Annotated in this window: 21 protein-coding genes and 1 pseudogene; all 22 read right to left on the minus strand. The window is 52.1% G+C overall.

Features of this window, described 5'->3' with window-relative positions; all coding sequences use genetic code 11:
* Positions 1–2 precede the first annotated feature (2 nt).
* Positions 3–557 (minus strand): hypothetical protein, encoded by a 555-nt coding sequence (locus HV242_RS13045; RefSeq protein WP_237760687.1) that lies wholly within the window; start codon positions 555–557, stop codon positions 3–5.
* Positions 558–632: 75 nt separating this feature from the next.
* Positions 633–1,109, minus strand: a complete 477-nt coding sequence (locus tag HV242_RS13050; protein WP_072126450.1) for a hypothetical protein — start codon at positions 1,107–1,109, stop codon at positions 633–635.
* Positions 1,110–1,119: 10 nt separating this feature from the next.
* A complete protein-coding gene (locus HV242_RS13055; protein WP_050736955.1) occupies positions 1,120–3,042 on the minus strand; it encodes a type VI secretion system Vgr family protein in 1,923 nt (640 codons plus the stop codon).
* 1,185 nt (positions 3,043–4,227) lie between these two features.
* The gene (locus tag HV242_RS13060; RefSeq protein ID WP_044857986.1) at positions 4,228–4,677 is read right to left on the minus strand and encodes a hypothetical protein; all 450 of its coding nucleotides are present in this window, start codon (positions 4,675–4,677) and stop codon (positions 4,228–4,230) included.
* Between the two features lie 119 nt (positions 4,678–4,796).
* A complete protein-coding gene (gene tri1 / locus HV242_RS13065) occupies positions 4,797–5,897 on the minus strand; it encodes an ADP-ribosylarginine hydrolase Tri1 (protein WP_044867271.1) in 1,101 nt (366 codons plus the stop codon).
* A 35-nt stretch (positions 5,898–5,932) separates the two neighbouring features.
* Positions 5,933–6,313 (minus strand): immunity protein Tsi6 family protein, encoded by a 381-nt coding sequence (locus HV242_RS13070; RefSeq protein ID WP_044867266.1) that lies wholly within the window; start codon positions 6,311–6,313, stop codon positions 5,933–5,935.
* Between the two features lie 300 nt (positions 6,314–6,613).
* A pseudogene (locus HV242_RS13075) lies at positions 6,614–6,799 on the minus strand (ADP-ribosylglycohydrolase family protein); the annotation flags it as partial.
* Positions 6,800–6,815: 16 nt separating this feature from the next.
* Positions 6,816–7,163 (minus strand): immunity protein Tsi6 family protein, encoded by a 348-nt coding sequence (locus HV242_RS13080; RefSeq protein ID WP_020883477.1) that lies wholly within the window; start codon positions 7,161–7,163, stop codon positions 6,816–6,818.
* Between the two features lie 260 nt (positions 7,164–7,423).
* On the minus strand, positions 7,424–8,494 hold the full coding sequence (gene tri1 / locus HV242_RS13085) for an ADP-ribosylarginine hydrolase Tri1 (protein ID WP_020883476.1): 1,071 nt from the start codon (positions 8,492–8,494) through the stop codon (positions 7,424–7,426).
* The gene (locus HV242_RS13090) at positions 8,491–9,825 is read right to left on the minus strand and encodes a PAAR domain-containing protein (protein ID WP_044867268.1); all 1,335 of its coding nucleotides are present in this window, start codon (positions 9,823–9,825) and stop codon (positions 8,491–8,493) included. Before HV242_RS13090 ends, tri1 (HV242_RS13085) begins: the two co-directional genes overlap by 4 nt.
* A 2-nt stretch (positions 9,826–9,827) precedes the next feature.
* Positions 9,828–10,622 (minus strand): DcrB-related protein, encoded by a 795-nt coding sequence (locus HV242_RS13095; protein WP_044867269.1) that lies wholly within the window; start codon positions 10,620–10,622, stop codon positions 9,828–9,830.
* Positions 10,623–10,633: 11 nt separating this feature from the next.
* On the minus strand, positions 10,634–12,562 hold the full coding sequence (locus tag HV242_RS13100; RefSeq protein ID WP_050736957.1) for a type VI secretion system Vgr family protein: 1,929 nt from the start codon (positions 12,560–12,562) through the stop codon (positions 10,634–10,636).
* An 83-nt stretch (positions 12,563–12,645) separates the two neighbouring features.
* Positions 12,646–13,131: a hypothetical protein gene (locus HV242_RS13105; protein WP_237766304.1), complete on the minus strand. Its 486-nt coding sequence runs from the start codon at positions 13,129–13,131 to the stop codon at positions 12,646–12,648.
* Positions 13,107–13,829: an ankyrin repeat domain-containing protein gene (locus HV242_RS13110; RefSeq protein WP_181012540.1), complete on the minus strand. Its 723-nt coding sequence runs from the start codon at positions 13,827–13,829 to the stop codon at positions 13,107–13,109. Before HV242_RS13110 ends, HV242_RS13105 begins: the two co-directional genes overlap by 25 nt.
* A 35-nt stretch (positions 13,830–13,864) precedes the next feature.
* On the minus strand, positions 13,865–15,283 hold the full coding sequence (locus HV242_RS13115; protein WP_020883471.1) for a hypothetical protein: 1,419 nt from the start codon (positions 15,281–15,283) through the stop codon (positions 13,865–13,867).
* A gap of 36 nt (positions 15,284–15,319) precedes the next feature.
* Positions 15,320–16,756, minus strand: a complete 1,437-nt coding sequence (locus tag HV242_RS13120) for a serine/threonine protein kinase (protein ID WP_059305778.1) — start codon at positions 16,754–16,756, stop codon at positions 15,320–15,322.
* Between the two features lie 24 nt (positions 16,757–16,780).
* Positions 16,781–19,396, minus strand: coding sequence for a type VI secretion system ATPase TssH (gene tssH / locus HV242_RS13125; RefSeq protein WP_063858473.1), 2,616 nt, complete (start codon positions 19,394–19,396; stop codon positions 16,781–16,783).
* A 34-nt stretch (positions 19,397–19,430) separates the two neighbouring features.
* Positions 19,431–20,474: a type VI secretion system baseplate subunit TssG gene (tssG, locus tag HV242_RS13130; protein WP_059305780.1), complete on the minus strand. Its 1,044-nt coding sequence runs from the start codon at positions 20,472–20,474 to the stop codon at positions 19,431–19,433.
* Positions 20,471–22,342 (minus strand): type VI secretion system baseplate subunit TssF, encoded by a 1,872-nt coding sequence (gene tssF / locus HV242_RS13135; protein WP_040017737.1) that lies wholly within the window; start codon positions 22,340–22,342, stop codon positions 20,471–20,473. The genes tssG and tssF overlap by 4 nt, the downstream gene beginning before the upstream one ends.
* A 2-nt stretch (positions 22,343–22,344) precedes the next feature.
* Positions 22,345–22,908 carry a type VI secretion system baseplate subunit TssE gene (gene tssE / locus HV242_RS13140; protein WP_010432861.1) on the minus strand — a complete coding sequence of 188 codons (564 nt, stop codon included), beginning with the start codon at positions 22,906–22,908 and terminating at the stop codon, positions 22,345–22,347.
* Positions 22,901–23,713: a type VI secretion system accessory protein TagJ gene (locus tag HV242_RS13145; RefSeq protein ID WP_032680804.1), complete on the minus strand. Its 813-nt coding sequence runs from the start codon at positions 23,711–23,713 to the stop codon at positions 22,901–22,903. The genes tssE and HV242_RS13145 overlap by 8 nt, the downstream gene beginning before the upstream one ends.
* A gap of 9 nt (positions 23,714–23,722) precedes the next feature.
* A complete protein-coding gene (locus HV242_RS13150; RefSeq protein ID WP_020883465.1) occupies positions 23,723–24,709 on the minus strand; it encodes a hypothetical protein in 987 nt (328 codons plus the stop codon).
* Between the last annotated feature and the right edge of the window lie 13 nt (positions 24,710–24,722).

Below are 24,722 nucleotides of genomic sequence, written 5' to 3' on the forward strand. Positions count from 1 at the left end.
AATTACTCTGGATTTCCATTGTCGTAATTCATTGTTATCTTAACAATTTTACTGTCTTTGATCTCAAAAGAGAGGACCTTTTTACCCAACTCATAGGTAATCCATTGTTCTCCGGCATCCTTTGCGACCTGACCGTCACCGTATGCTGTGTTCAAGTCCGTTCTCGTTGAACCAACATGGACACCACGCGGCGTTGCGACATCTGTAGCAGTCAGCGTGATCTGCGACACGATATAATCATCAACGCTTCGTTCCGCTTTATCCCACCAGAGATTGGAACTGAAAATGTCTAACCCAGACTTTTGATGCTGGAAGAATTTATAGTTAGCTCCGTCAAAAGGAACCTCACCGGTAAAACTGCCTTCCACTGGCACGTCAATTCTGCGCGCAACGTCAGGAGTCCATCTGTCACCCAATTCGACAGGCTGACTTTTTATCTGCACAGAAAAATCGTGATTTGTCAGAACGGGCGGTATAACTTGAGCCAATACCGCACTGCTGCACAGACAGGTAAGCATCAGAACAAAACAAAGATATGTCGGAGTCTGTTTTTTCACGTTAATCGTCATTTTCTCAATCTAAATTACGCTTCTCACCGATGTGGGAAACCGCGAGTCATGGAAGCTGTTTTCTTAGTCAGCGCTAATAACAACAGAGCTCAGACAGTCAGGTTTTTTTACGGTGAAACTGAAACTCACTTTTTGTCCATTCATATCTTTTGGTGCTGTATAACTGGTCACTTCATTCTCCGAGCGGCCTCGGGGATAATCAGTTAACGTCAGTTGTGGGTAATGCTTTTTAACGGTTTGAAGTGTGATGCACTGGCCTGATGGTGAAAAATTCAGTAAGGGAGCCATGCCATCATTTTCTTTGCTTACTCGTAAATCAATGGTAGTAATGCTCGTACCCTCCAAAAGCTTGAAATCATCAGCATGGTAGAAGTTCATATATGCATTATTTTTCATGTAGTTAAAATGCAACGGCATGTCATTTAGACTCGTAACGGATAACGTTTTGAGTGAGGCGCTCATTTGTGAAATGAACGCCCAGAGATCCTTTTTCTCTGAATTTCCCTCAGCCACTCCTGTCGTTAATAATGCAATAAGCACTGCTACGACCTTACTCACCTTTAGTCGTAAATTTCTCCTGAACTGCCGCATCAATATCCCCTTTATGCCCGGAACCCGGCGCCGTGGTGCCCGGTTGTGTGCCAGACGTATTCAGGTGCAGCTTACCGCCGGTGGTGATATGACCATCCCCTTCAACGAAGAAATTAAACTCTTTGCCAATGAGGTTAATCTTGCCGTTAGCGTTCAGCTCAATTGCGCTTTCACCAGAGACCAGCCGTAGCTTCGTACCGGAAGCAATGACATATTGCTCCACCGCCGCATCCAGCTTGCCTTTGCCCGTCAGGATCTCTGTTCCGCCTTTCACCGCCTGGATCTGATTCGCTTCCACCCGATGCAGCTCATTTTTCTTCACATAATGGCTGCGCTCGCCACCGACGCTGTGCGTTTCATCGTTCTTAATGCTGGTGTCCATGTTGCGCTCAGCCTGGATCCACACCTGCTCTGCGCCCGCCTTGTCCTCAAAGCGCAGGGCATTGGCATTATCCACGGAGCCATCCTTCGTGCGGCTCATAAAACCCATCTGCGTGGCCGCCGCCGGCAGCGCCCACGGCGGCATGCTTGCTTCGTTGTACACCCGGCCGGTGATAATCGGACGGTCCGGGTCACCGTTGATAAAGTCCACCACCACCTCATCGCCGACGCGCGGGATTTGCACTCCGCCGTACCCCTGACCCGCCCAGGCGCTCGACACGCGCACCCAGCAGGAGCTGGTGTCATCCCCCTTCGCCAGACGGTCCCAGTGGAATTTCACCTTCACGCGGCCATATTTGTCCGTCCAGATACTCTCCCCATTTGGTCCCACAACCTTTGCCGTCTGCGGGCCGTAGGTGCGCGGCCACGCCGTGCTCTGCGCCGGACGGTATGACACCGACGCCGGGATGACCGCGAAATCAGTGCGGTGAATGGTTTCCCCCTCGCCGCTCGCGTAGCGGTTCTCCTCGAAGTGGTAACCCGCCGCCGTGACCAGATAGTCACCGTTATCACTGAAGAACGGGGCGTTAGTCAGGGTGAAGGTGTGTCCCGGTGCAATACCCGCGGCCGTGGCCGTCGCCTGAATCTGCTGGTGCTCTACCTGCCAGCGCTCCTGACGGATACGGGCGTAGAACTCCGCATGCCCGGTCTCAACAAACCGTCCCGGCCAGTCGTACACGTCGATACTGCCCGGTTTCGGTGACGCCGGGTTCTGCTGCGCCTGGAACAGCCACGCGTTCGGCTTGCGGAAGTCGTAGTCATCGAGGCTGTAAATCCCCGGGGTGACGCTGTCCTCCAGCGCCCACTGGCTGATACCTTCTTCATCCGTACTGCCGCCTGACGGCGTCTGGTGGTAAGGAATGACTTCGTAGCCGCTGAACGGCTGATGCTGCGTCGCGGCGTCGGTGAGCACCAGGGTGTGCTTGTCCGCCTCGTGGCTGAAGTGATACGCAATCCCCTCCAGCTCCATCAGACGGCTGATGAAGTCCAGGCTCGACTCCTGATACTGCACGCAGTAGTCCCACACCCGGTAGCTCCCGGTGAGCTTATCCTCCACGTTGACCTGATGTTCACCCAGCAGGGTTTTCACAATCTGTGGCACCGTCTGGCCCTGGAAGATACGCAGGTTACGGTCGCGCTTCATCGGCCACAGGTCCGGCTCCACCGTCAGCTGGTACACCGCATAGCGGGTGCCCGTCAGCTCGACGGCACTCACCGTCACGCGGGTGATTTTTCCATTGATATAGCGGGGCGTCAGCAGGCTCTGCGTCGGGATGGTCACCGTGACCGGCTGACCCAGCAGTTTGCTGCGGTCAATGCGCGCGTCCGTGCCGAGCACGGTCAGCGTCAGGGCGAACGACTCGGACATCGCCTCGCGACCTGTGAGTTTCCAGAACAGAAGCCCCTCCACCGGGAGCTGAACGGTAATTCGGTTGAGCATAATCTTTATTCCGTAATGGTTTTATGCTGGAGAAGATAATAAAAAACGGATAAATGAAAAAAGTCATTTACTATTACATGTAACCAGGCAGATGAAAAATCACCTGAGGGAAATCAACGAGGAATCTATCATTTAATATGGAACACTTAATTAACTAATTAAAAATACACCCTACGCATGGCACCATACTTTCCCCATGCTAAAAACAAAGCATTGGTATAAAGCACACATTTCTTCCGCAGCGATGAAATTTCCCCAGCACGTCCACAGTGTTACTCCCGGAGATGGATACCCCCTCTCATTCGTCAAGCCGACTTCAGTAATGTGTGGTGGAGTCAAACCTGCTGGCTTAACACGCATGGGCAATATCACCTGGTAATGAAGTATTTACTTGTCAGTTGAGGTGTACAGCCATTTCCAATCGTTCGCCTCAAGGTCTTCGTTACTGGTAGCGGAGGCTATGGGAAACGGATAGTTGTTCTAAGTGTTTATAATGTCTCTTCACTTAGGCCGCGGAGGCTAGCCAGATACCATAGAATATAAGAATGCATCCAAATGATGCCAGGCATTTCGCCAGCAAAAGCAACCTGGGGCCATATCTATTTGCCAGCGATGACAAAATCGAATAATTTTTCACCGTGTTATATCGCTGATGAAAACGCATTATAGTTTCAAATATTGTGCAAAGCATAATGACGAAAAATTTAGCCAATAACAGTGTAACAAACGAAGGCGGAATAACGATTAGTACCAACTCACCATCTTCTTTTGTCATCGAGGGGAAAATTTCCCGCAATCCGATCAACACGAAAACCAGAATAAAAGTGCCGACTAATATAAAAGATAATTTTACGAAAAAAACCACCCATTCTTTTTTGTTAAAATTATCTTTGCCATTCCAGATATAGGCAAGAGCGACCCAATGAAAAAATAATAAACCCGAGAAACTTCATTGAATCCGCTGCTCCTTATTCGCTCGCCCGACTATGACAGTCACACCGCCCAGTATTAACAATTGGCGCATGGCGGGTTGCGTGAGGATGATCACCGCAACCAGTTGACCGAGCTGCCTGCTGCGGTCGATGCACGCATCCGGGTCGGGTCAAGGGCATGACGCAAAGCGGAGACGTGGTTGCGGTAACAGTAGAAACTAGGGTATCCGTTATGCAACCTTAATCATTGTGCTTACTTTAGCCAAAGACCCGAAAACATAAGGACGCTTCCGAGGGAAATTAAGCTTTTAGCAACGATAAGTAAGCCAGGCGCGACGATGCGTGATATAGACGATATTTTTTCATAATTTTCCACATTGTAGCTTTTGTGCCCCCTCAGAATCCCCGAGAAAACAGTACAGAGCAGCACAACTGTGACCTTTAAACCCCATACGCACAGAAAAGACATAGAAAAAATGATCGAATATTGTTTGGCCGTTGCGATAGAAAACAATGACATCGACTGAGAAAGCCATTTAAGCGTAAAGCCAATGACAACTGTGGCTACTAACACCAGAACCAACATCATCCCCGCCAGGAGCCACTTTTTCTTGTTAAAAAAATCTTTCCCATTCCAGATAAGCGCTAGTGTCCAAATCATAAAGAAAATAAAGAAAAACCAATGCATTACAATATTTCCCATTTATCCTCTTTAATCTTTTTTCAAAAGGGCAACACACTCAGCAATACCATTAATTCCGCCATCTGCCTGAGCGGAAATTACGACCAGCTCAAACCCTCACTATCCAAATATGAAAACAATTACAAGAAAGTATCTTCAGGAGCCCTGTCGAATAATTCACCTGCCATTCTGGCGATACGTTCGTGTTGTACCAATTTGTCTTTCCACTCCTGTGGGATACCGGAATAACCATACAGCGCACCCGCGATTTGCCCCGCCGTCGCCGCAACGCTGTCAGCATCATCGGCAAGATTGGCGGCCAACAGAATAGCATCTCTGAAATTATCCGTATTCCATACGGACCACATCGCGGCCTCAAGCGTATCGATGACATAACCACTTGAACGAATCTGATCGCGAGTTTTTTGCTTATATTCACCCGCGTTGATAATCATTACACGTGGCTGAAGCGGCATGACGTGTGGAGCAAAAACAAAATCTTTATTGCTGCCATTAATCATTTGTACAAGTAAATAACTTAAATACTGTGTGCTATTTATTGCTTCCGCGGCACCGTGCGTGGCGATGCTCTGTTTTTTAGCTTCATAAAACGCTTTGCTTAATGACTTTCTAAAAAAAATTGAGACAGGCGCTTGTCTGATAATAGAAGCATTACCTGCAGTTTCTGGCGAAGTATTACCGCTCCACCCAGGACCAACAGTTAAATATTGTTCTAAAGCAAAGCGAGTTGTATTACCTATATCAAAACAGATGCCATTTGAACTGTTATAACCATGCTGATACCATTCCAGAAGCTTATTCCTGAAGCATATAGTATCAGCATCACCCTTCTCAAGAAGCGTTTCCGCAAGACATAATGCCATGGATGTGTCATCCGTCCATTCGCCTGCGCGAAGTCGAAATGGCCCACCTCCTGTCATATCTTTGACGTATGCTCTGTCACGAGGTAGAAATTCGAGCGTCGTCCCTACAGCATCTCCAACAGCAAGACCAATAAGCGCACCAACAGCACGATCTCGCGATTCCACTAGTGAGATGTTGCATGATGGTGTTAAGTCCCATTGTTTTTGGGCATCGCAATCAAAAGATGATTCTAATAGTTTATCATTATATTTATACTGCATTTTCTGCTGGACTGAAAGACTACTAACAGGTAAGTACTTACGATATCTATCTACATATTTTAACAATACATTCAAATTAGCATGTAAATCAATCACCATCCACCCATAATAAAATATATCTAATATCAACCCTAAAATTCATCAGGATATTTCATTTTAAGATTTTGTTGTTTTATTCTATAATTGGCATCAACCTCATGCGGGAGCCTAACCTTTAATCCTCGGCGGATTTGATCAACAATAAACCAGGCATCCGACAACCTTTCAAAAAACAACTCATCCGAATTATCAAACTCCTTAGCTGCATACATACCGAACGTCATTTTCCATAACTTCGCCTTATCCTTTTCCTTGTCTTCGATTAGGTCCCGCAGAAATAATAATTGTTGTACTGTAGAGTCGTACATTTGCAAAAGCGGGGATTGGGGATTACTTTTTCTAACTTCAGCATATCTCTTTTGAGATAAACTTAATGTTTTTTCAACATAATCCAAGGCTGTTATTTCATTCATTATATTGAGTCAAATTATTAGAGTGAGAGCGCGCCTATTATTCCCGACCACTTCTGCCTGATAAAATCAGTCACCACATTTTATTAAAGGAAGATAATAGAATTAAGAGGGGAAATTAAAAAATCACTTTCTTTATTAATGAGTGACTATCATCAAATATGGTCCACTTGATATTTCGACATATTTCAACACTGGAAAAGTAAGTTGTTTCGTCTCACATCCAACTTCGCATCAACACAACATTTTCTATTCAACTTAATGGCACGCTATAATAGCCGCGCCATATGATTTATACAATTACTAGAAATTATCCTCAAGTGCTCTATCGAATAGTTCACCTGCCATTGTGGCGATACGTTCGTGTTGTTCGAGTTTATTTTTCCAATCCTGGGGAATACCGGAATCACCATATAATGCTCCAGCTATTTGCCCCACCGTCGCCGCAACGATGTCAGCGTCATAGGCAAGGTTGGCGGCCAGCAGAATTCAAAAAAACTGCCTATCACTTACGATATCTTTTTTGTCTTTTCAAATATTCCACATCTTGTTCATGAGGAAGAATGATCTTCAATCCTTTCCCCATCTGCGAAGCTATATAATTAGCATTAGATAAATGCTCAGCAAGTTCGGCATCTGTTGTATCAAATTCTTTAGATGCAAGTACTCCAAGATTCAATGAATGTAATTTACTTTTATCTTTTTCAGCGCCAACCAAAACAGATTTAATATAATCCAACTGGCACTTCACCATAACATACAGTGAAAAATCAGGTTTTGTTTCCAATCGTTTATTGATTATATCAATGGCATCATTGATATAATTCAGCTCGTTATAATTTTCTTTATTCATGAGCACTCTTAGACATATTTTTATCTGAATAAATTCTGTACCCCCCTACCTTTTGGCTGGTAGAGATATTTTTTTAACTAGCCAAATACCAGGTACAGGAAGCAATATTACCAAACTACTCTACTTTTTTTGCATAATTCAGTATATTTTCTATGCTGGCAAAGTGAGTTGTTTTCCTCACATGTTACTTCACATTAACCCAACATTTTCCCTTCAACTCAATGGCACGCTACAATAGCCGTGCCATATGAATTATTCAATTATAAAAAATTATCCTCAGGAGCTCTATCGAACAGTTCACCTGCCATTTTGGCGATACGCTCGTGTTGTACAAGTTTGTTTTTCCACTCCGACGGAATACCAGAATAACCATATAATGCTCCCGCTATTTGTCCTGCCGTCGCCGCAACGCTGTCAGCATCATCGGCAAGATTGGCTGCCAGCAGAATCGCATCATGGAAATTGTCAGTATTCCATACGGACCACATCGCGGCCTCAAGCGTATCTATTACATAACCACTTGAACGAATCTGATCGCGAGTTTTTTGCTTATACTCACCCGCATTTATGATCATTACACGCGCGCATAGTGGGAAAACATGAGGGGAAAAAGCTTCTTCTTTTTTATAACCGTTAATTAAATAGTGTAATACCAATCCGAGAAATTGGCATGCATTAATTGACTCTACCGCGCCATGAGTTGCGCGACTCTGAGCCTGGGATTCGAAGTAAATCGCGCGCAGCGATTTTCGACGAAAGATAGACACCGGAGCTTGACGAATAACCGCAGCATTACCAGCAGTGTGTTTCTCGGTATTACCATACCATGAAGGCCCGATACGCAAATACTGTTCAAGCGCAAATCGCGTCGTATTGCCAATATCGAAACACCGACCATTACTGCTATTATCACCGTTAAGATACCATTTAACGAGATATTTTCTAAGTATATCGGTATGCATTCTGTTTTCTGAAAGATAAGTTTCCGCCAGACATAATGCCATGGACGTATCATCCGTCCATTCACCGGGTTTTAAATGAAAAGGTCCGCCACCAATCATATCCGCTACATGTTCACTGTCTCTTTTCTTAAACTCAAGAGTAGTGCCGACTGCGTCCCCAACAGCCAAACCGACCAGCGCCCCAAGTGCTTTATCACGTGAAATATCTTCAGTCGTAATTAAAGGTAATGTTTCATCCCAGGCTTGTGAAGAACTCAAACCATCAATACCGTTATTTTTTATTGCCTTACGGACATTAATTGGCATGTATGTACGATAGCGATCGGCATAATGATTGATTACAGAGTCTTCAGTATGAAGGTCGATCATGGTATTTCCCTTAATTCTATATTTGTTATCCCAAGTTCATCTGACCTGCTGATAACCTCAAACGATGTATTAGGCTTAAATAGCACTTCAGTCTCTGTTGCATTGAATTCTGAAAGGAAGTCAATTTTCCGGCCGGAAAAACCTTCAATACGCATTTGGATAGGACCGCTGAAGCCTTGATTAACATCAGTACTAACAAAGGCTGGATCGATAACTGTTTTGCCCGGAGTATATCCATCCAAGATGTGTGAAGGTAAGCTGTTCATCCCGCGGTATGTCTCTCCACTAAAAGCAGGAAGCTGGTCCAGGCCATCATTTATATGTTGAGTAAATGCTTCCATTTCTTTAGTCATTGGTTTCATACCTCGTAATGCTGGGTTTACCATTTGGTAGCCAGGATCGGTAGTATAACCATACAATGCGCCTACTTGCTCATCACTGAGTAAAGCAGACAAAGCAGGATCACGATTATCTGCCAATTCTCTGCCACGAGTAATCCATTTTTCAGCTCGTTGTTTCCCTACGGCTTCGCTTAAGCTCATCCTCGGCGAAGCTGGGGCTGTAATGGGTTCCGCACTAACGCGCGGCATTGATTTACCAGCTCGCCACGCATCAAACCGCGCCCCGCCTTTCATGCCAGCCCCGCCGCCGATAACCGAGCCGATCAGCATCCCCCATTTCTGACCGTCGCTACCTTCGCCAAACAGCATCCCACCTGCGTAGCTACCAACCGTTCCACCCCCCATCGCCCCGAGGGTACTCAGAAGTGCGATAGCAGGACTGGCGAGCACCGCCATCGCTCCGGCACCAACGGCGAGCATCGTCCAGTTCACCCATTCCGGGATTTCAGGACTTATTTCATCGGTCTGGACCTTGCTTCCGCCGATAATAACATTACGCGATCCCTGACTAATCTCAGCGCTGCATGTCAATTTATCGCCTGTGCGAGAGGCGGGGAAGTTGTTGATGTAAACTTTTATCGAACCTTCCGCGACCCGTTGCAGGCTGCCGCTGTGCTCATCACACTCTCCGGCTGATAGATGTGCGCGGATCGCCTTTCGGCTGTTGATAAAGACATTGGGTGAACCTTCTTTCAGCGTACCTGTCGTGTGACGCGGTGCCCATGACATACTGCCGAGGAGTTCACCCAGCCCACCCGCAGCACATGCCCCAGCCGCAACGGCAGAAACAGCAACCAGCGCGGTCCCTCCGGTGACGACAACGGCAGCAGCGCCCAGAATTGCCCCACCCACCAATCCTGCGATCATCCAGCCTTTTGAGGCTGTATGAGCAATCTCATCATCTACGCGTGCGGCCAGACATTCTGACATAACTATTCGGCTCGCTGTGCCATCAGATACCCACGTATCCGATCGGGTGTATTAAGTTGGTCAGAACCAGAGACCTGGCGGCATACGGAAAGTTGTGAAAGCAAGTGATGTGATTTGTCTGAGGAAGTCGTCCAGAGCGCATAACGAAGGGGTTGGCTGTCCGGAACGGGTGCAATACTGAGTGGTTTACCTTTTTTTTCATAAAGCAAATATTGACCCTCTTTCGCCCGCTGAAGCGAAAGATGTCCATAAAGTTCCTGAATGTTTTCAAAGACACGGAGAACTTTACTCTCACTATCAAGCGCAAAAAAAGGCCCCTGGCTGTCGGCAGCGAGCATTTCTTTGGGATCCGTTTGAGCAGGTTTGTGAAACTTAATACTACGGATAATTTCCTGGTATTGATTATGATAATAATCGCTAAATTCGCCCGGGCATGTACCGATGTAACACACCATCTTTTGCCCGCCAGGATGGTCAGCGAGTAAAATCACCGTCTGTTTCTGAAAAATGACCGAGTTATCATTTTTAAACTGATAAAAAAGCTCTACCGCCGGATGACCATCAACAGAAGTCATCTGAGAGGATTCTAGACGAAAGTCGGGCACTGTAATTTCCAGTTCACGCGCCAGTCGGGTAGCCGCATCATGGACTTTATCTTCGTTTTTTGCCGTCGCACGAGAAACAACAAAAGTAAACTCGCTAGCTCCGTTATCACTCATGGTGAATAAATTCATGGTTCTGTCTTTAAATACATCGGGTAAGGCGAGTGTTGCTTCCTGAAGAATATAATCAGCCATTCGGGTTACTCTTACTTGTTGCCATTAATAACAAAAAAACTATCCACTTCCTGTTGGATTTCACCCTGAAGGGATGCACCAGGCGGATCGATGACATTTCGTCCGTCATCAGGGTTCAAATGCAATTCGCCGGAAAGCGTATTAATTTGTGCGTTCTGTTTTGCAGTAAAGTTAAAGTTATTACCAATGATATGAACGCTACCGTCTTTTGATAGCTCGATGGCGCTTTCACCACATTCCAGTCTCAGCGTATTACCTGCGGAAAGTATAAAATTATTAACGACCTTATCGTTTCGACTGTTCCCCGTCAGGCATACCACATCGCCTTTAATCCCTGATTTCTGGTTTTTCGCTACCCGTAAGGTTTCATCTTCACCAACAAACTGGGTTCGATTTTTTTCAGTAGAATGTGTTTCGTCGTTTTTGACGTTAATATCCAGATTGCGCTCGGCCTGGATCCACACCTGCTCTGCGCCCGCCTTGTCCTCAAAGCGCAGGGCATTGGCATTATCCACGGAGCCATCCTTCGTGCGGCTCATAAAGCCCATCTGCGTCGCCGCCGCCGGCAGCGCCCACGGCGGCATGCTCGCCTCGTTGTACACGCGACCAGTAATAATCGGACGGTCCGGGTCACCGTTGATAAAGTCCACCACCACCTCATCGCCGACCCGCGGAATTTGCACCCCGCCGTACCCCTGCCCCGCCCAGGCGCTCGACACGCGCACCCAACAGGAGCTGGTGTCATCCCCCTTCGCCAGACGGTCCCAGTGGAATTTCACCTTCACGCGGCCATATTTGTCCGTCCAGATACTTTCGCCGTTTGGACCCACGACTTTTGCGGTCTGTGGCCCGTAAGTACGCGGCCACGCCGTGCTCTGCGCCGGACGGTATGACACCGACGCCGGGATAACCGCGAAATCAGTGCGGTGAAGGGTTTCCCCCTCGCCGCTCGCGTAGCGGTTCTCCTCGAAATGGTAACCCGCCGCCGTGACCAGATAGTCACCGTTATCACTGAAGAACGGGGCGTTAGTCAGGGTGAAGGTGTGCCCCGGTGCAATACCCGCGGCCGTGGCCGTCGCCTGAATCTGCTGGTGCTCCACCTGCCAGCGCTCCTGACGGATACGGGCGTAGAACTCCGCATGCCCGGTCTCAACAAACCGTCCCGGCCAGTCGTACACGTCGATACTGCCCGGTTTCGGTGACGCCGGGTTCTGCTGCGCCTGGAACAGCCACGCGTTCGGCTTGCGGAAGTCGTAGTCATCGAGGCTGTAAATCCCCGGGGTGACGCTGTCCTCCAGCGCCCACTGGCTGATACCTTCTTCATCCGTACTGCCGCCTGACGGCGTCTGGTGGTAAGGAATGACTTCGTAGCCGCTGAACGGCTGATGCTGCGTCGCGGCGTCGGTGAGCACCAGCGTGTGCTTGTCCGCCTCGTGGCTGAAGTGATACGCAATCCCCTCCAGCTCCATCAGACGGCTGATGAAGTCCAGGCTCGACTCCTGATACTGCACGCAGTAGTCCCACACCCGGTAGCTGCCGGTGAGCTTATCTTCCACGTTAACCTGATGTTCAGCCAGCAGGGTTTTCACAATCTGCGGCACCGTCTGACCCTGGAAGATACGCAGGTTACGGTCGCGCTTCATCGGCCACAGGTCCGGCTCCACCGTCAGCTGGTACACCGCATAGCGGGTGCCCGTCAGCTCGACGGCACTCACCGCCACGCGGGTGATTTTTCCATTGATATAGCGGGGCGTCAGCAGGCTCTGCGTCGGGATGGTCACCGTGACCGGCTGACCCAGCAGTTTGCTGCGGTCAATGCGCGCATCCGTGCCAAGCAAGGTCAGCGTCAGGGCGAACGACTCGGACATCGCCTCGCGACCTGTGAGTTTCCAGAACAGAAGCCCCTCCACCGGGAGCTGAACGGTAATTCGGTTGAGCATAATCTTTATTCCGTATGGCTTATGCGATGCAAAGACTCACGGCACTAAATGTGTCATGGCAATACTATGCAGTGTCAGATTGGTTATTTAGCGCGAACTGTTTTGATTATATATATGAGAGAGCCAATCTTTATTATTTCCGATAATATAAATAAAGCAATATTAATGGAAATAACGCTCAATCCTAAACCAGCGATCGCCATAGGGAAAAGTGTCACTGAGCAACTGAAGATGATAACGCGCAGCACTTCTTGTATAAGAGCAAAACCGACCGCATATCGATGTTTCGTGAAAAAAAACCAGGCAGAAAAAAGCAAGGAAACTGGCATGAGGAGATAAACAAGATAAAAAGCACCTGTCACTATTCCGTTTACGCCACCTGCTATCAGCATAAAGATAATTACACCCGGATTTCCTCCGGTGGAAACCCACCATGACTCAAGTAAATGGTATGGACCAATCGAATAAAACACAATCCCGATGACATCCATAACACCCCAGAAATAGAAAATTTTATTTTTCGCGGTCATGTTCGCCCTAACCTTTACTTGACTGGTGCTGGCGGCCATTTACCACCATGTTGAATAAGCGTCTCTTTGATTTCAGTTAGTTTTTTATATTCTTCACTGCCTTCTTCTGTTCTGTTCAGATAACGTTGAAGTTGATTACCCATCGTCCAGCCATTGATAGTCTTAATTTCAGGGTCAGTACCGCGTTTCAACAAAAGGAGCACGTGATCGTAAGCGTGGTAATCCAGCGCGGCTACTAACAATGTACTACCCAGTGAGTCGGTAATATTAATATCCGCTCCGCCGTCAAGCATCGCCTTGAGTGTCTCGGTATTTTTCGCTTCGATACTTTCGAATATTATAGGCTCACCAAACGTTTTGTCTTTTGCATCTGGAGATAATCCGCCGTCCAGCATCGCCTTTATCCACACGTCGCTGTCCGCTTTTAATACTAATTCTGCAGGCGAACTTTTTCCCTGCGGCCTCGGCTGCAGCGGATCTGCGCCAGCCTTAATCAGAGTAGTGATAATTTTTAAATGTTCAGGCGTTTTTTTATCGTTAAGTGAATTCATCACCGCCCAAAACAACAGGGTCATGTCCTCTTTACCAGGTTTGTTTAAATCAGTTTTCGAAGCTAACTTTTTCACCTCATCGCCGTCACCATTCACAATTGCGCGCGCTAATGTGAGCTGGTCACCATTAAAGTAATTATCTGGTTGTAAATCCATATTTTGCTTGCACCCCTGAACCATAAACATTAAACAAAGCGCTACCCAGCCAAAAATTAGTGATTTCACGCGCGGCTCCTGATAATAGAGATATCCTCATCCTTCTGTTGTTCAATACAGTTTATCGCTTGATCTATTCCATGTCGGTCAAATGCACTCCCCATTCCACCAGGAAGGTCGTGAGCTATTCCGGCAGCATTGGGCATAATGGCAGAAATCTCTTCTTTCGCTATAAGTGCTGGCACGTGCCCTTTTACCATTTTAAAATCTTCCCAAACATTTACTTCCTGAGTCCTGGTCAGCAGTTCACCCTCGACGCGGTAAGCCTGAATGTTATCCGTGCTGCCCAATATGCTTCCGCCATATTTCTCGACGGTACCGGAATTTAGGCCAGAAGCATTAAACGTCCATCCCGCCATACCACTTGCCATAGAGGTGGCTGATGCTAAACCTCCCCCAAGAGAGTGCCCCGCAATGTCTATTTTTTGACCTGATTTGGCGAGCTGCTCGCCCATACTTACGGCTCTTCGGTAATAATCCGACTCCAACCCAAGCCCCTGCGCACCGTTATTTTTCCAGTCAGTCATGTTCTTCATGGGGAAAAACTCTGGTTGCCTCGACCCTCTGAACACCAGCGTAGGGTTCATATCGCCACCAAAAACGTCAGGGTCAGGCTGATAGACGCGTGCCAGAAAATCAGGATCCTCACTCTTGTCATAAAGTGTTTTACTTTTAAGACCTAACTTCTTTAGCACCGATGCATCGTTGCTTATATCCTTCCAGCCCTCTGGCACCCCCGGCGTTGTCTCCAGCGGATTCACTGTCTTATAAACATTCTCAGCAAGCTTCGCTTTCTCCACCGCAATATTATTCGCCGCCAGTCGTTTAGCGGCGATCTGCGCATCCGGGTAAAGGCTGTTGCTGCCCTTCGCGATCAGATCCTTACGCGCCTGCCAGCGTTCCGCCTTGGTCATCTGCTGTAGCTGCGAAGCATAGGTTTTACCGTCTTTGCCCGGCGTGGCCTCATCCGGCACCTGTGCCGCTTTGGATTTCACCACCTGCTTCGGCAGTACCGTCGGCGCAGGACGGGCACCGTAGGTTCGCACCATGGTTTCGTAGCGATCGACGATTGTGCTTACCGGATACCAGCCCAGACCGGTAAGCGAGGCCGCCTGCAGTCGGCCATCGGCATTGATATAAAATATCTCCGTTACCGATGACCAGTTACGGAAACTCTCGTCGATGGCAACGATCCTGCCGATATCGAGATCCTGCACGATCAGCTTACGGGTATCGCGTCCTGACTGATAGGGATTCGCCCCGGTGATGGAATGCAGCAAATCGTAACGCGTAAACAGCGAGCGCAGCGAATTGTCGGGAACTGACATTATCCACTGCCCGGCTACGGACGGGCGGATAATTTTCGCGAAAAGCGCTGGCGAGACATTCTCGCTGAAAAGATAGACAAACTTGAGGTTATACATTCGCTCCGTCCTGTTACCAGTCCCTGCTTACCTTACTTACGGATTCACCAGCCAGGTGCCAGGCTTCGCGATATCCAGCGTCTGGGTACGCGTTTTCCCGTTGCCCTGCAGTTCAATTCTGGCCTCGCCCGCAGGTAGCTTGAGCGATGCATAACCGTTATTCGCCGGACGCAGTGTTTTTGGCTCACCGTTCACTTTCAGGGTCTCACCGTCAAGAATACGGATATAGACCAGTGCCACCGGGCTGGCATCCACCGGCGGGGTGGCCGGTTGCGCTGTCGCAGTCGGTGCAGTCTGTTCACTGGCTTTCGCCGTTTCCGGTTTCACTTCCGGCGCGTTCGATGCGGTTTCAACGGGGCGTGTCTCAGCAGGGGCCTGCGCCGCCTGCTCTGGCGCATCATGGTCGCCACCGCTAAACAGCATCGCTCCGGCGACGACGCCAACCAGCACGCCCGCAGCAACCATTGCCGGGATTTTGTACCGGTGCCAGTCCAGTGCAGAAGCCGGTGCCTCTTCCTCTACCGGTACCAGCATCGTGCCCGGTTTTTTCGCACTCAGTACATCGTCGATACCCGCTACCGGCATCTCAATCAGCGCCGCGAATTCATCGATGGACTGCGGTCGGTCTTCCATGTGCAACGCCAGCGCCCGGTCGATGGCCTGCAATAGCGAGAGGGAATAGCCCTGTGGCTGCAGTTCCACCAGCGGTTTGCAGGTGTCCTGAATTGAGCGCACCACGCTGACCGGCGGCGGTGAGCCAACAATCAGGGTACGCAGCACGGCGCCGAGGGCATAAATATCCGTCCACGGGCCCTGCTCGCTTTCGTTGTCGTCAGTGTACTGCTCGATTGGCGCAAAGCCCGGGCGCAGCATGGTTTCCGTCTCATCAGAGAGATTACCAATGGTGCGGCGCGCTGAGCCGAAATCGAGCAGAACCGGCAGGCCGTTGTCCTGAATCTGGATGTTATCCAGAGAGATGTCGCGGTGCAGATAGCCTTCGTCATGAATTGTCTTAATGGCACCGAACAGCATGGGCAGCATACGACGGATCCAGGCTTCGTTAATCAGCTCCGGTTTTTGTTCGCGCAGGCGGGAGAGCGTGGTACCGCTATAGAACAGCGTTCCCATATAGGCTGTATCGTTTTGCACCCAGAAACGCAGCACGTGAAGCAGGTTCGGGTGGTTGAAGCGCGCCAGCAGGCGGGCTTCCTGAATGAAGCTGTTCAGACCGGCGGAAAACGCTTTGCCAAAACGTTCGCTGCGCAGTACCAGCGTCATATCGTCGCCGCGCACGGCGAGCGAGGCAGGCATAAATTCTTTGATAGCGATAGTGCGTTCGAGCTGATGATCCCACGCGCGATAGACGATGCCGAACCCGCCGCCGCCGATCACCTCTTTAATTTCAAACTCGTTGAAGCGATACCCGACCGGGAGCGCGTTTGGGACAGTCCGATTGTTATCATTATCCGTCATCTTTTACAGTTCTCTTGATGATTATTACGCGGCAAACTGACAGTGAAACTCGCCCTGCTCACAGGTGACGTGCAGACGTCGGTACTGCTCATCGCTGCGGCTGGCGGTAAGTAATATCTGGCTCATCTGAGGCAGCAAGGTGTTTGTCAGAATAGCGTCCACCATGCGGCCGCCAGACTCCACCTCGGTACAGCGCTGAACAATTTGTTCCACCACGCTGTCATCAAACTCGGAAATAATATTGTGATTCTCTTGCAGACGACGCTGAATGCGTTTGAGCTGCAGGCGGACAATCTGCCCCAGCATCTCGTCGCTCAGTGGATAATACGGCACCACCAGCAGACGGCCCAGCAGCGCCGGCGGGAAGACCTCCAGCAGCGGCTGACGCAACGCGCCGCTTAACGCTTCAGGCTCAGGCATCAGTTCCGGATCGGCACACATGGCGCTGATCAGATCGGTGCCGACGTTGGACGTCAGAATAATGATGGTGTTACGGAAATCAATATGGCGGCCCTCGCCATCTTCCATCCAGCCTTTATCGAAGACCTGGAAGAAGATTTCATGTACATCCGGGTGCGCTTTTTCAATTTCGTCCAGCAAGACCACGCTGTACGGGCGACGGCGAACGGCCTCGGTTAACACCCCGCCTTCACCATAACCCACGTATCCCGGAGGCGCACCTTTTAAGGTCGAAACGGTGTGGGCTTCCTGGAATTCACTCATGTTGATGGTGATAACGTTCTGTTCACCACCATAAAGCGATTCCGCCAGCGCCAGTGCGGTTTCCGTTTTCCCCACGCCGGACGGGCCACAGAGCATAAATACGCCAACAGGTTTGTTCGGATCGTCGAGTTTTGCCCGCGAGGTTTTCACGCGGCGGGCAATCAGATCCAGGCCGTGACGCTGGCCGATGACGCGCTGGTTGAGGGTATCAGCCAGGTTGAGCACCGCATCAATCTCGTTTTTCACCATCCGGCCCAGCGGGATACCGGTCCAGTCAGAGACCACCGCCGCCACCACGTTTTCATCCACCGCCGCAAACAGCAGCGGCTCGTCGCCCTGTAAAGCGTTGAGCGCCTGCTGCTGCGCGTTAAGCGCGCTGCGCAGTTCGCCGGTCTCGTCATCACCCGCGGCAAACAGCGCGGCACGCAGGCGGATGATTTCAGTCACAAGAGCACGTTCCTCTTCCCAGCGCTGGGTCAGGGCTTCGCGCTTTGTTTCGTATGTATCGCGCTCGGCGGTCAAGGCTGCGACGCGCTCCGGATCGCCGGCACCCACGCGCGCTTCGCGTCCGGCAATCTCGATCTCCACATCCAGGGCCGCGAGGTGGCGCAGGCAATCTTCCAGCTGTGCCGGTGGCGCGCTCTGGCTGACCGCCACGCGGGCACAGGCAGTATCAAGCAGCGCAACGGCTTTATCCGGCAACTGGCGTGCCGGAATATAACGATGTGAAAGCTTGACCGCCGCGCTGACCGCTTCGTCGAGAAGCAGTACCTGGTGATGCGTCTCCAGCGGTGACACGGTGCTTCGCAGCATCAGAATGGCTTTGGCTTCGTCCGGCTCGTGAACCTGTACCGTCTGGAAACGACGGGTCAGCGCCGGGTCTTTCTCGATGTATTTTTTGTATTCCGCCCACGTGGTGGCACCGATGGTGCGCAGTTGCCCGCGTGCCAGAGCCGGCTTGAGCAGGTTAGCGGCATCACCGGTACCCTGCTGGCCGCCTGCGCCAATCAGGGTGTGGATCTCATCGATAAACAGAATGACTGGCGTAGCGCTGGACTGCACTTCATTAATCAGGGCCTGGAGACGCGCTTCGAACTCGCCTTTCATGCCTGCGCCAGCCTGCAGCATGCCGATATCCAGCAGCCAAAGCTGAATATTCTGCAGCGGTGCCGGCACGTCGCCTTCGGCGATACGCAGCGCCAGCCCTTCCACCACCGCCGTTTTGCCAACGCCAGCTTCCCCGGTCAGCAGCGGGTTATTCTGGCGACGGCGCATCAGAATATCGACCATCTGGCGGATCTCTTCATCGCGCCCGACAACCGGGTCAATCTTCCCTTCACGGGCGCGCGCGGTCAGGTCCTGACCATACTGGGCCAACGTCCCCTGTGCGGCAGGCACCGTACCGGCTGGGGTATCCGCGGCAGCGGCCGCCTGTAGCGTCTCTTTGCTCTGAGCGCAAATCGCATCAAACTGCTCGATCAGCACGTCGACGTTAAGGCAGCTGAACTGCGCCGAGATGCTTTTCAGCACGTTGGCCAGATTCCAGGTTTTCAGGATGCCAATCAGCAAATGCCCGCCGCGAATACGGCTGACGCCATACTTCAGCGAGCCAAACACCCACGCGCGCTCCACGGCGCTGTCGATATGTTCTGACAGATCGGAAACAGAACTCGCGCCACGTGGCAGCGCATCCAGTGCGGCCACGATATCGCGCGTCAGCTGCTGTTCATCGAGGGCAAAATGACGAATCACCTGTTGCAGATCGCCATCCTGCTGCTGCATCAGCTGATGCAGCCAGTGCACCAGCTCAACATAGGGGTTGCCGCGCAGCTTGCAGAACGCGGTGGCGCTTTCCAGTGAGGTAAATAACAGCGTATCCAGTTTGCCGAAAAGCACGGCACGGCTGATTTCTGACATGTTCGGTTCCGTTGATAACAATGCGTTAGAAAAATTATCGCTCTGCGCGATACACCAGATCGCCACGTGGGACAGGCTGAGGCTGAAGGCCCAGCCAGGTGTTGTAACCTAACCGCCCGGCGCTACCAAGCGAGGCACCCTGCACCGCGTCGGCGCGCAGAATAACCCGAGTTTCCCATTCAAATTCTACCCCTGCGTACTGGCGTACCCAGTCGCGCAGTTCAGTGACCCACGCTTCGCCTGGCAGGAAGCGGTTGTACTCGTCCGCGCTCAGTGGGCCGATTTCGATACGAAACTTGTGCTGCACGTCGCGCACCGCAACGCCGAGAAAAGCGGATTCTCCCATCCGCGGCAGACGACGCCCTTCACCCAACTGCGCCTGTTCCCGCGGCGAAAGCGGCATCCACTGCGCCACGTTCGTGACCAGTTTTACCGGGGCGTTAAAATAGTTGCGCAGGATCTTCTCCAGCCCTTCCGGATCCCGGGCGTGACGGGTCAGGTGTCCGGCATGAGTAAAACGGGCATGTGCGCTCAGGCTGCCTTTGGTCATCTGCCCCGGCTGGCCCATGCCGATCAAGGATGCCAGATACCCCTCAAAGCGTTTGTTGTCCGCGCGGTCAAGAGAGACGGCGGGCTGCGCATCAGCCCAGGCACGGTAAAACAACAGCGTCAGGCGATGATGGAACAGATCGGCAAACGCGCTCAGGCTGGTATCCTGATGATGATGAATACGCTCGCGGGCGTACTCTGTCATATGGACGGGCAGCGGGCCATTTGGACCAAACAGACCAAAGCTGAGGATAGACACCTCGTGCAGCCCGTTCTCTTCACGCTGGCGCACCTGCGCGAGGGTTGACGGCGCAAAGCTCATCGATGGCTGCTGACCGATACGTAACGGTTCAAATTTCGGCAGCGGCGCGCGCCCCAGCGGATAACGTTCACCGCCCTGGGCATCAATGCGTCTTAATAGCTGGAACAGATCGTAGCGCCACGGCGTCTCGCGAACGCCGCGCCAGAAAGCGTCCGGCAACGGCGTCAGGCGATGGACACGCAGCGGCGCGGAGGCGACTTCGCTCATAGTAGTGCCCTTTTCCCCATACGCGGTGCCCAGTAGCCAATCTCGCCGCGCTGCTGACTCTTCAGCGTGAATTCAGTAAAGCTGTTGATGGACACCAGACGGGCAAACAGGCGTTCCAGCACGCTGCCGAAAAGCCAGGGGCTGGCGCCGGAAAACGCACGCTCATCTACCGTCAGAGTAATGCCGATCCCGCGCGCAAAGACCACCGGACCCGGCTCCGGGACGCGACGGTGAACCGGCTCCAGCACGCAGTGGCGAACGCCCTCAACCTGACGCGCAACCGGCGTCTCCGCCAGGTTAGCATACAGCCCTAACAGCTGACGCAGGGCGGCGGCACCCTCTTCGTTTTCGCTGTCCATCAGGCTGAGATAGTTCATCTGCAGCTGGCTGATCAATCGCCAGGTGCTAAACCCTTCGGCCAGAGCCGGACGCGGCGGCGTTGGGCCTTTTCGTAGAGTCAGGGATTTCACCGGCATGGAATCGGCCATGATGAACTGTCCGAGCTCCTGCTGAAGCATCAGCGGCAGGTCGCGGCTGGTGCACAATACTTCCGCGGAGATATAGCGCAGATTTTCCTGCCAGGGTGCATGCTGTTCATCCACCAGCGAAACAAAGACTTCGGAGCCGATATAACCGGTGCGGGTGCCGTAGCGCAGGGCATGTTCAGAGAGCACTCGCTGCTCGCGGCGCAGGGAAAAATAGGCGCCGTAGTTGCCCGCATCACCGCTCCAGGTGCTCCAGAAAGGACGAAATGTCTGGTCGTCACGCTGGCCGTCGGCACTGCCGAAGATTTTGTTTACCGCATAAATTTCATAATCCAGGGGACGGATGTTATCCACCACCAGATGATATTCATGCTGGCTCTCACTCAGCTTCTGCCGCGCCGCCACTTTCGGGAAAAGGTTGATCACCGGCGTGCAATGCATCGCAAGATGGCTGGCATCAACCACCCGCTCCAGTTGCTCATCGCTTTTATCCAGCAGGATGAAAATATCGAACGCTTTTTCATTTTCACAGCGCTGGATAAGCTTGCCCAGACCGCTGAGGCTGATAAAGCGGAACCGTGCCGGAAACGCAAAGTATTCCTGCAGCAGACGATAGCCGTCAAAGTTGCGCAGGTCGTCCGGAAGCAGCGCCTGGTCCGGCTCAAACCCTTCCTGTCGTAAGGCATCCGCAGAGAGCAGCTGTCGCTGCGGGTGCTTGCTGACGGTCTGGCAGACAATCCCGGCGTGGTGCTCCATGACCAGCTCAAGCAGCTTGAGCGCTTCAATATCCGGGCCGCTAAGGAAAAACTCCAGACGGTCAAAATCCAGATGCCCAAGATGCTGCGGGCCATCGCAGGCAATGCGGATCCGTAACGCGCTGTTGATCCCCCGCTGGCTCAGGCCCAGCTGCGCCAGCGGCAGATCGGCAGGCACACCGCCCAGCTCGACCTTATCGATTTTCAGCGGCAGCAGATTAACTTCATGCGCCGTGGTGTAGCTGCAGGTGACCCCGGTCTTTTTCAGCGCCAGGCTGTCCATCATGGTGCCGCGCGGCACCTTAAAACCGTTGCTCAGATCGCCACGCGTGCTGTCGGGCTGGATTTCAGCAATCGCCATTGAGGGGGTTGGTGCGAGATAGTTTGGCGCAATCATTTCCAGCAAACGCTGGGAGAAGCGCGGGAACTCCGCATCCATTTTCATTTGCACGCGGGAGGTCAGGAACGCGAACCCCTCCATCAGGCGTTCTGTATACGGATCCGCCACTTCGATGCCGCGCATGCCCAGTCGACCCGCAACTTTGGGATAGCGCTCGGCAAATTCAGCGCCCATTTCACGCAGATAGGCCAGTTCACGGTTGTAATATTCGAGCAGTTTACTTTCCATGATCACCCCGCATCTTTCAGTTCAAAATGGCCGTTTTCCAGATCGACATCGGTGCGAAACAGAAACTCCAGCGGGTACGGCACACACCACAGACGCCCTTTTATCTCAATGGACAACACGTTGTGCAGATCCAGTGACGAGGTGTCTGACACGCAGCGGACCTGCAGTCCCTGCGGCAAAATACGCGGTTCAAAGTTAATGATGGCCTCGGTAAGCTTGCGCTGAATGTCGTGCCATTCAATGTCTGACATTCTTTTCCCGGCCAGCGGCGCGACGCCAAAATTAACCACCGAGCGGTTCACATGCGGCAACGCGCTCAGGTCACCGGATGCGTCATGGTTGATGGTGTTAAACAACCACTGCAGATCCCGCAGCACGTTACGGCGCAGGGCGGCGTGGGTAATCAGATTACTGTTGGCGGACTCGCGTTTTTTTTCCGGATCGTTATCGGTGAGGCGATCCAGCAGCGAGGGCTGCATTTTATCGCGCGCCCCCACCTTCTCCTGCTTGCTGCGGGCTTGCCAGCCGCTGCGCAGCAGATCGCCTTCGCCAGCGGGATTACTCATGGGCTCCATCCGCAGCAAATGTCACCAGGTTCAACGACAGCAATGGGCTTTCGCTTTGCTCGCTAAGCCAGGCTTTCTGCCCCATGCCTTCATACAGCGTGCCGTCATTGTCGAGCGGCAGCCACTCGGTGGTGCGCGCGAGCTTAACCGCGTCAGACGCATCCGGTGCGAAAGGATAGCGCGCCGGGATCTGGCAAACCTGTTCGGTACCGTCCGTCAGGCGCACCAGCGCATGACGCCACACCAGGTCAGTCACGCTGGCAGGGGCCTGGAAACGGATCTCGGCGATGGCGTTAAACGGCAGCCAGAAATAACGGCCGTTGACGATGGTTTCACACACGGGCCCCAGACGAGCATCGCCGTCCATCAGCCATGCGAATGCCTGCGTCTCGTCATTCTCAAGCGTGATTTGCCCCGCCGTTGCCTGCGCCTGCTCAAGGGCTTCCAGACGCAGCGCCTGAGCACGCTCTCCCGCGTCATTAAGTGCGGCGGCAAGCGTGGTAAGCCACGGCCACTGCGTTTCAGGCATGGCAGGACGAGCCTGCCCCGCCATCACCTGCGCGCGCTGCAGCTCGCCCTGGATGGACTGCTCCAGCAGGGTAACGGTTGGTTTAGCCTGGGGCTTAAGTGCCAGCCAGCTTTTCAGCTGAGTCAGGGCACGCGTCCAGTTACCACTGAGGGTCAAAAATTGCACAAACGCGGCACGGAGATCGGCATCGGCCGGACGGGCTTTGATCTCAGCTTCAAGACGCACCAGCGCGTCACTCAGCGATTCACCCGCCAGGTGTTGATAGAGCGTATTCATAGCCATTCCTTAATTTGCCGCGCGCCAGGCGCCGACTGCCGGATCGCGCAGCTGAGGGCGCAGGGTGTCAATCAGGACGATATTGAGCGTTGTACCAGGGGTAACCCAGGCGCCCCAGATTTTTTTCACCGCGGCGATACGCGCCTGCAGTTTTGCATCGTCGCTGGCGGTCTCACGTGAAATCTCCACGGCCACCGTGCCGTTGCTTTTCCAGCCGTTGAGGCTGCTGTCGTAAGGCAGGATCATCCAGCTCTGGTCGCTGTTGGAGGTGCTGAAAACCATGCGCTCTTTGTTGACGGAGGTGATCAGCGCGTTTTCCGGGTCGGCACTTTGATTCAGTCCCATGACCGGGAAGCCGTGAATGTAGGTCACCGGTATCTCTTTTTGTCCACCATTACGGGACTGGGAGATAACCGTGTGACCACTCAGCCAGCTCCCGTTTCCGCAGCGGGTGGTGTCTGAATCCGGAATAAAGAGCGCCGGAGCAGATGAGCCCCCTTCCCAGAAGGTACGCAGATGGCAGCCGTCCTGAAGGGTAAATTCCTGCCACGGCGTGCGATCGGCAGCAACCGTGTGGGTTTCCGCGTTCTGGTCCGGCGGCAGCAACGCACCGCTGGCCGGAGTACTCACTGGCGCAGTCTGCTGCTGTTTTACCACCAGCGCCCAGTCCTGCGCTTTGCCTGCTGTCCCCTGCGCCAGCGTCGTCCCGGACGGATCGTTCAGCGTCCAGCTCAGTTTACTGACTTTGCTGCACTGGTGTTCCAGCAGCGAGCCCAGACGCGGGACAAAGTTCTCCAGAACCGAGACGTCTTTGTTGCCGTTCGCCACGATACGCAGCGCAATCTCTGACTTACACCAGCTCTGTGGGGTGTTGTCTTTGATGTTATCAATCCAGATATCCAGCTTCTGCGCAGGAGACTGCACGATGCGGAAATTCTCAGCCTGCGCGGTGGACGCCACCGCCAGAAGTGCTAAACCCGATAGCCAAAGTTTCATATCGTTCCTTGTG

Source organism: Enterobacter sp. RHBSTW-00593, assembly GCF_013784105.1.
Lineage (GTDB): Bacteria > Pseudomonadota > Gammaproteobacteria > Enterobacterales > Enterobacteriaceae > Enterobacter > Enterobacter ludwigii.

Excerpts from the sequence above, each read along its gene's own strand:
- HV242_RS13055 (WP_050736955.1), bottom strand. The coding sequence starts at position 3,042 with ATGCTCAACCGAATTACCGTTCAGCTCCCGGTGGAGGGGCTTCTGTTC.
- HV242_RS13060 (WP_044857986.1), bottom strand. The coding sequence starts at position 4,677 with ATGGGAAATATTGTAATGCATTGGTTTTTCTTTATTTTCTTTATGATT.
- HV242_RS13070 (WP_044867266.1), bottom strand. The coding sequence starts at position 6,313 with ATGAATGAAATAACAGCCTTGGATTATGTTGAAAAAACATTAAGTTTA.
- HV242_RS13080 (WP_020883477.1), bottom strand. The coding sequence starts at position 7,163 with ATGAATAAAGAAAATTATAACGAGCTGAATTATATCAATGATGCCATT.
- tri1 (WP_020883476.1), bottom strand. The coding sequence starts at position 8,494 with ATGATCGACCTTCATACTGAAGACTCTGTAATCAATCATTATGCCGAT.
- HV242_RS13090 (WP_044867268.1), bottom strand. The coding sequence starts at position 9,825 with ATGTCAGAATGTCTGGCCGCACGCGTAGATGATGAGATTGCTCATACA.
- HV242_RS13095 (WP_044867269.1), bottom strand. The coding sequence starts at position 10,622 with ATGGCTGATTATATTCTTCAGGAAGCAACACTCGCCTTACCCGATGTA.
- HV242_RS13100 (WP_050736957.1), bottom strand. The coding sequence starts at position 12,562 with ATGCTCAACCGAATTACCGTTCAGCTCCCGGTGGAGGGGCTTCTGTTC.
- HV242_RS13105 (WP_237766304.1), bottom strand. The coding sequence starts at position 13,131 with ATGGCCGCCAGCACCAGTCAAGTAAAGGTTAGGGCGAACATGACCGCG.
- HV242_RS13110 (WP_181012540.1), bottom strand. The coding sequence starts at position 13,829 with ATGTTTATGGTTCAGGGGTGCAAGCAAAATATGGATTTACAACCAGAT.
- HV242_RS13115 (WP_020883471.1), bottom strand. The coding sequence starts at position 15,283 with ATGTATAACCTCAAGTTTGTCTATCTTTTCAGCGAGAATGTCTCGCCA.
- HV242_RS13120 (WP_059305778.1), bottom strand. The coding sequence starts at position 16,756 with ATGACGGATAATGATAACAATCGGACTGTCCCAAACGCGCTCCCGGTC.
- tssH (WP_063858473.1), bottom strand. The coding sequence starts at position 19,396 with ATGTCAGAAATCAGCCGTGCCGTGCTTTTCGGCAAACTGGATACGCTG.
- tssG (WP_059305780.1), bottom strand. The coding sequence starts at position 20,474 with ATGAGCGAAGTCGCCTCCGCGCCGCTGCGTGTCCATCGCCTGACGCCG.
- tssF (WP_040017737.1), bottom strand. The coding sequence starts at position 22,342 with ATGGAAAGTAAACTGCTCGAATATTACAACCGTGAACTGGCCTATCTG.
- tssE (WP_010432861.1), bottom strand. The coding sequence starts at position 22,908 with ATGAGTAATCCCGCTGGCGAAGGCGATCTGCTGCGCAGCGGCTGGCAA.
- HV242_RS13145 (WP_032680804.1), bottom strand. The coding sequence starts at position 23,713 with ATGAATACGCTCTATCAACACCTGGCGGGTGAATCGCTGAGTGACGCG.
- HV242_RS13150 (WP_020883465.1), bottom strand. The coding sequence starts at position 24,709 with ATGAAACTTTGGCTATCGGGTTTAGCACTTCTGGCGGTGGCGTCCACC.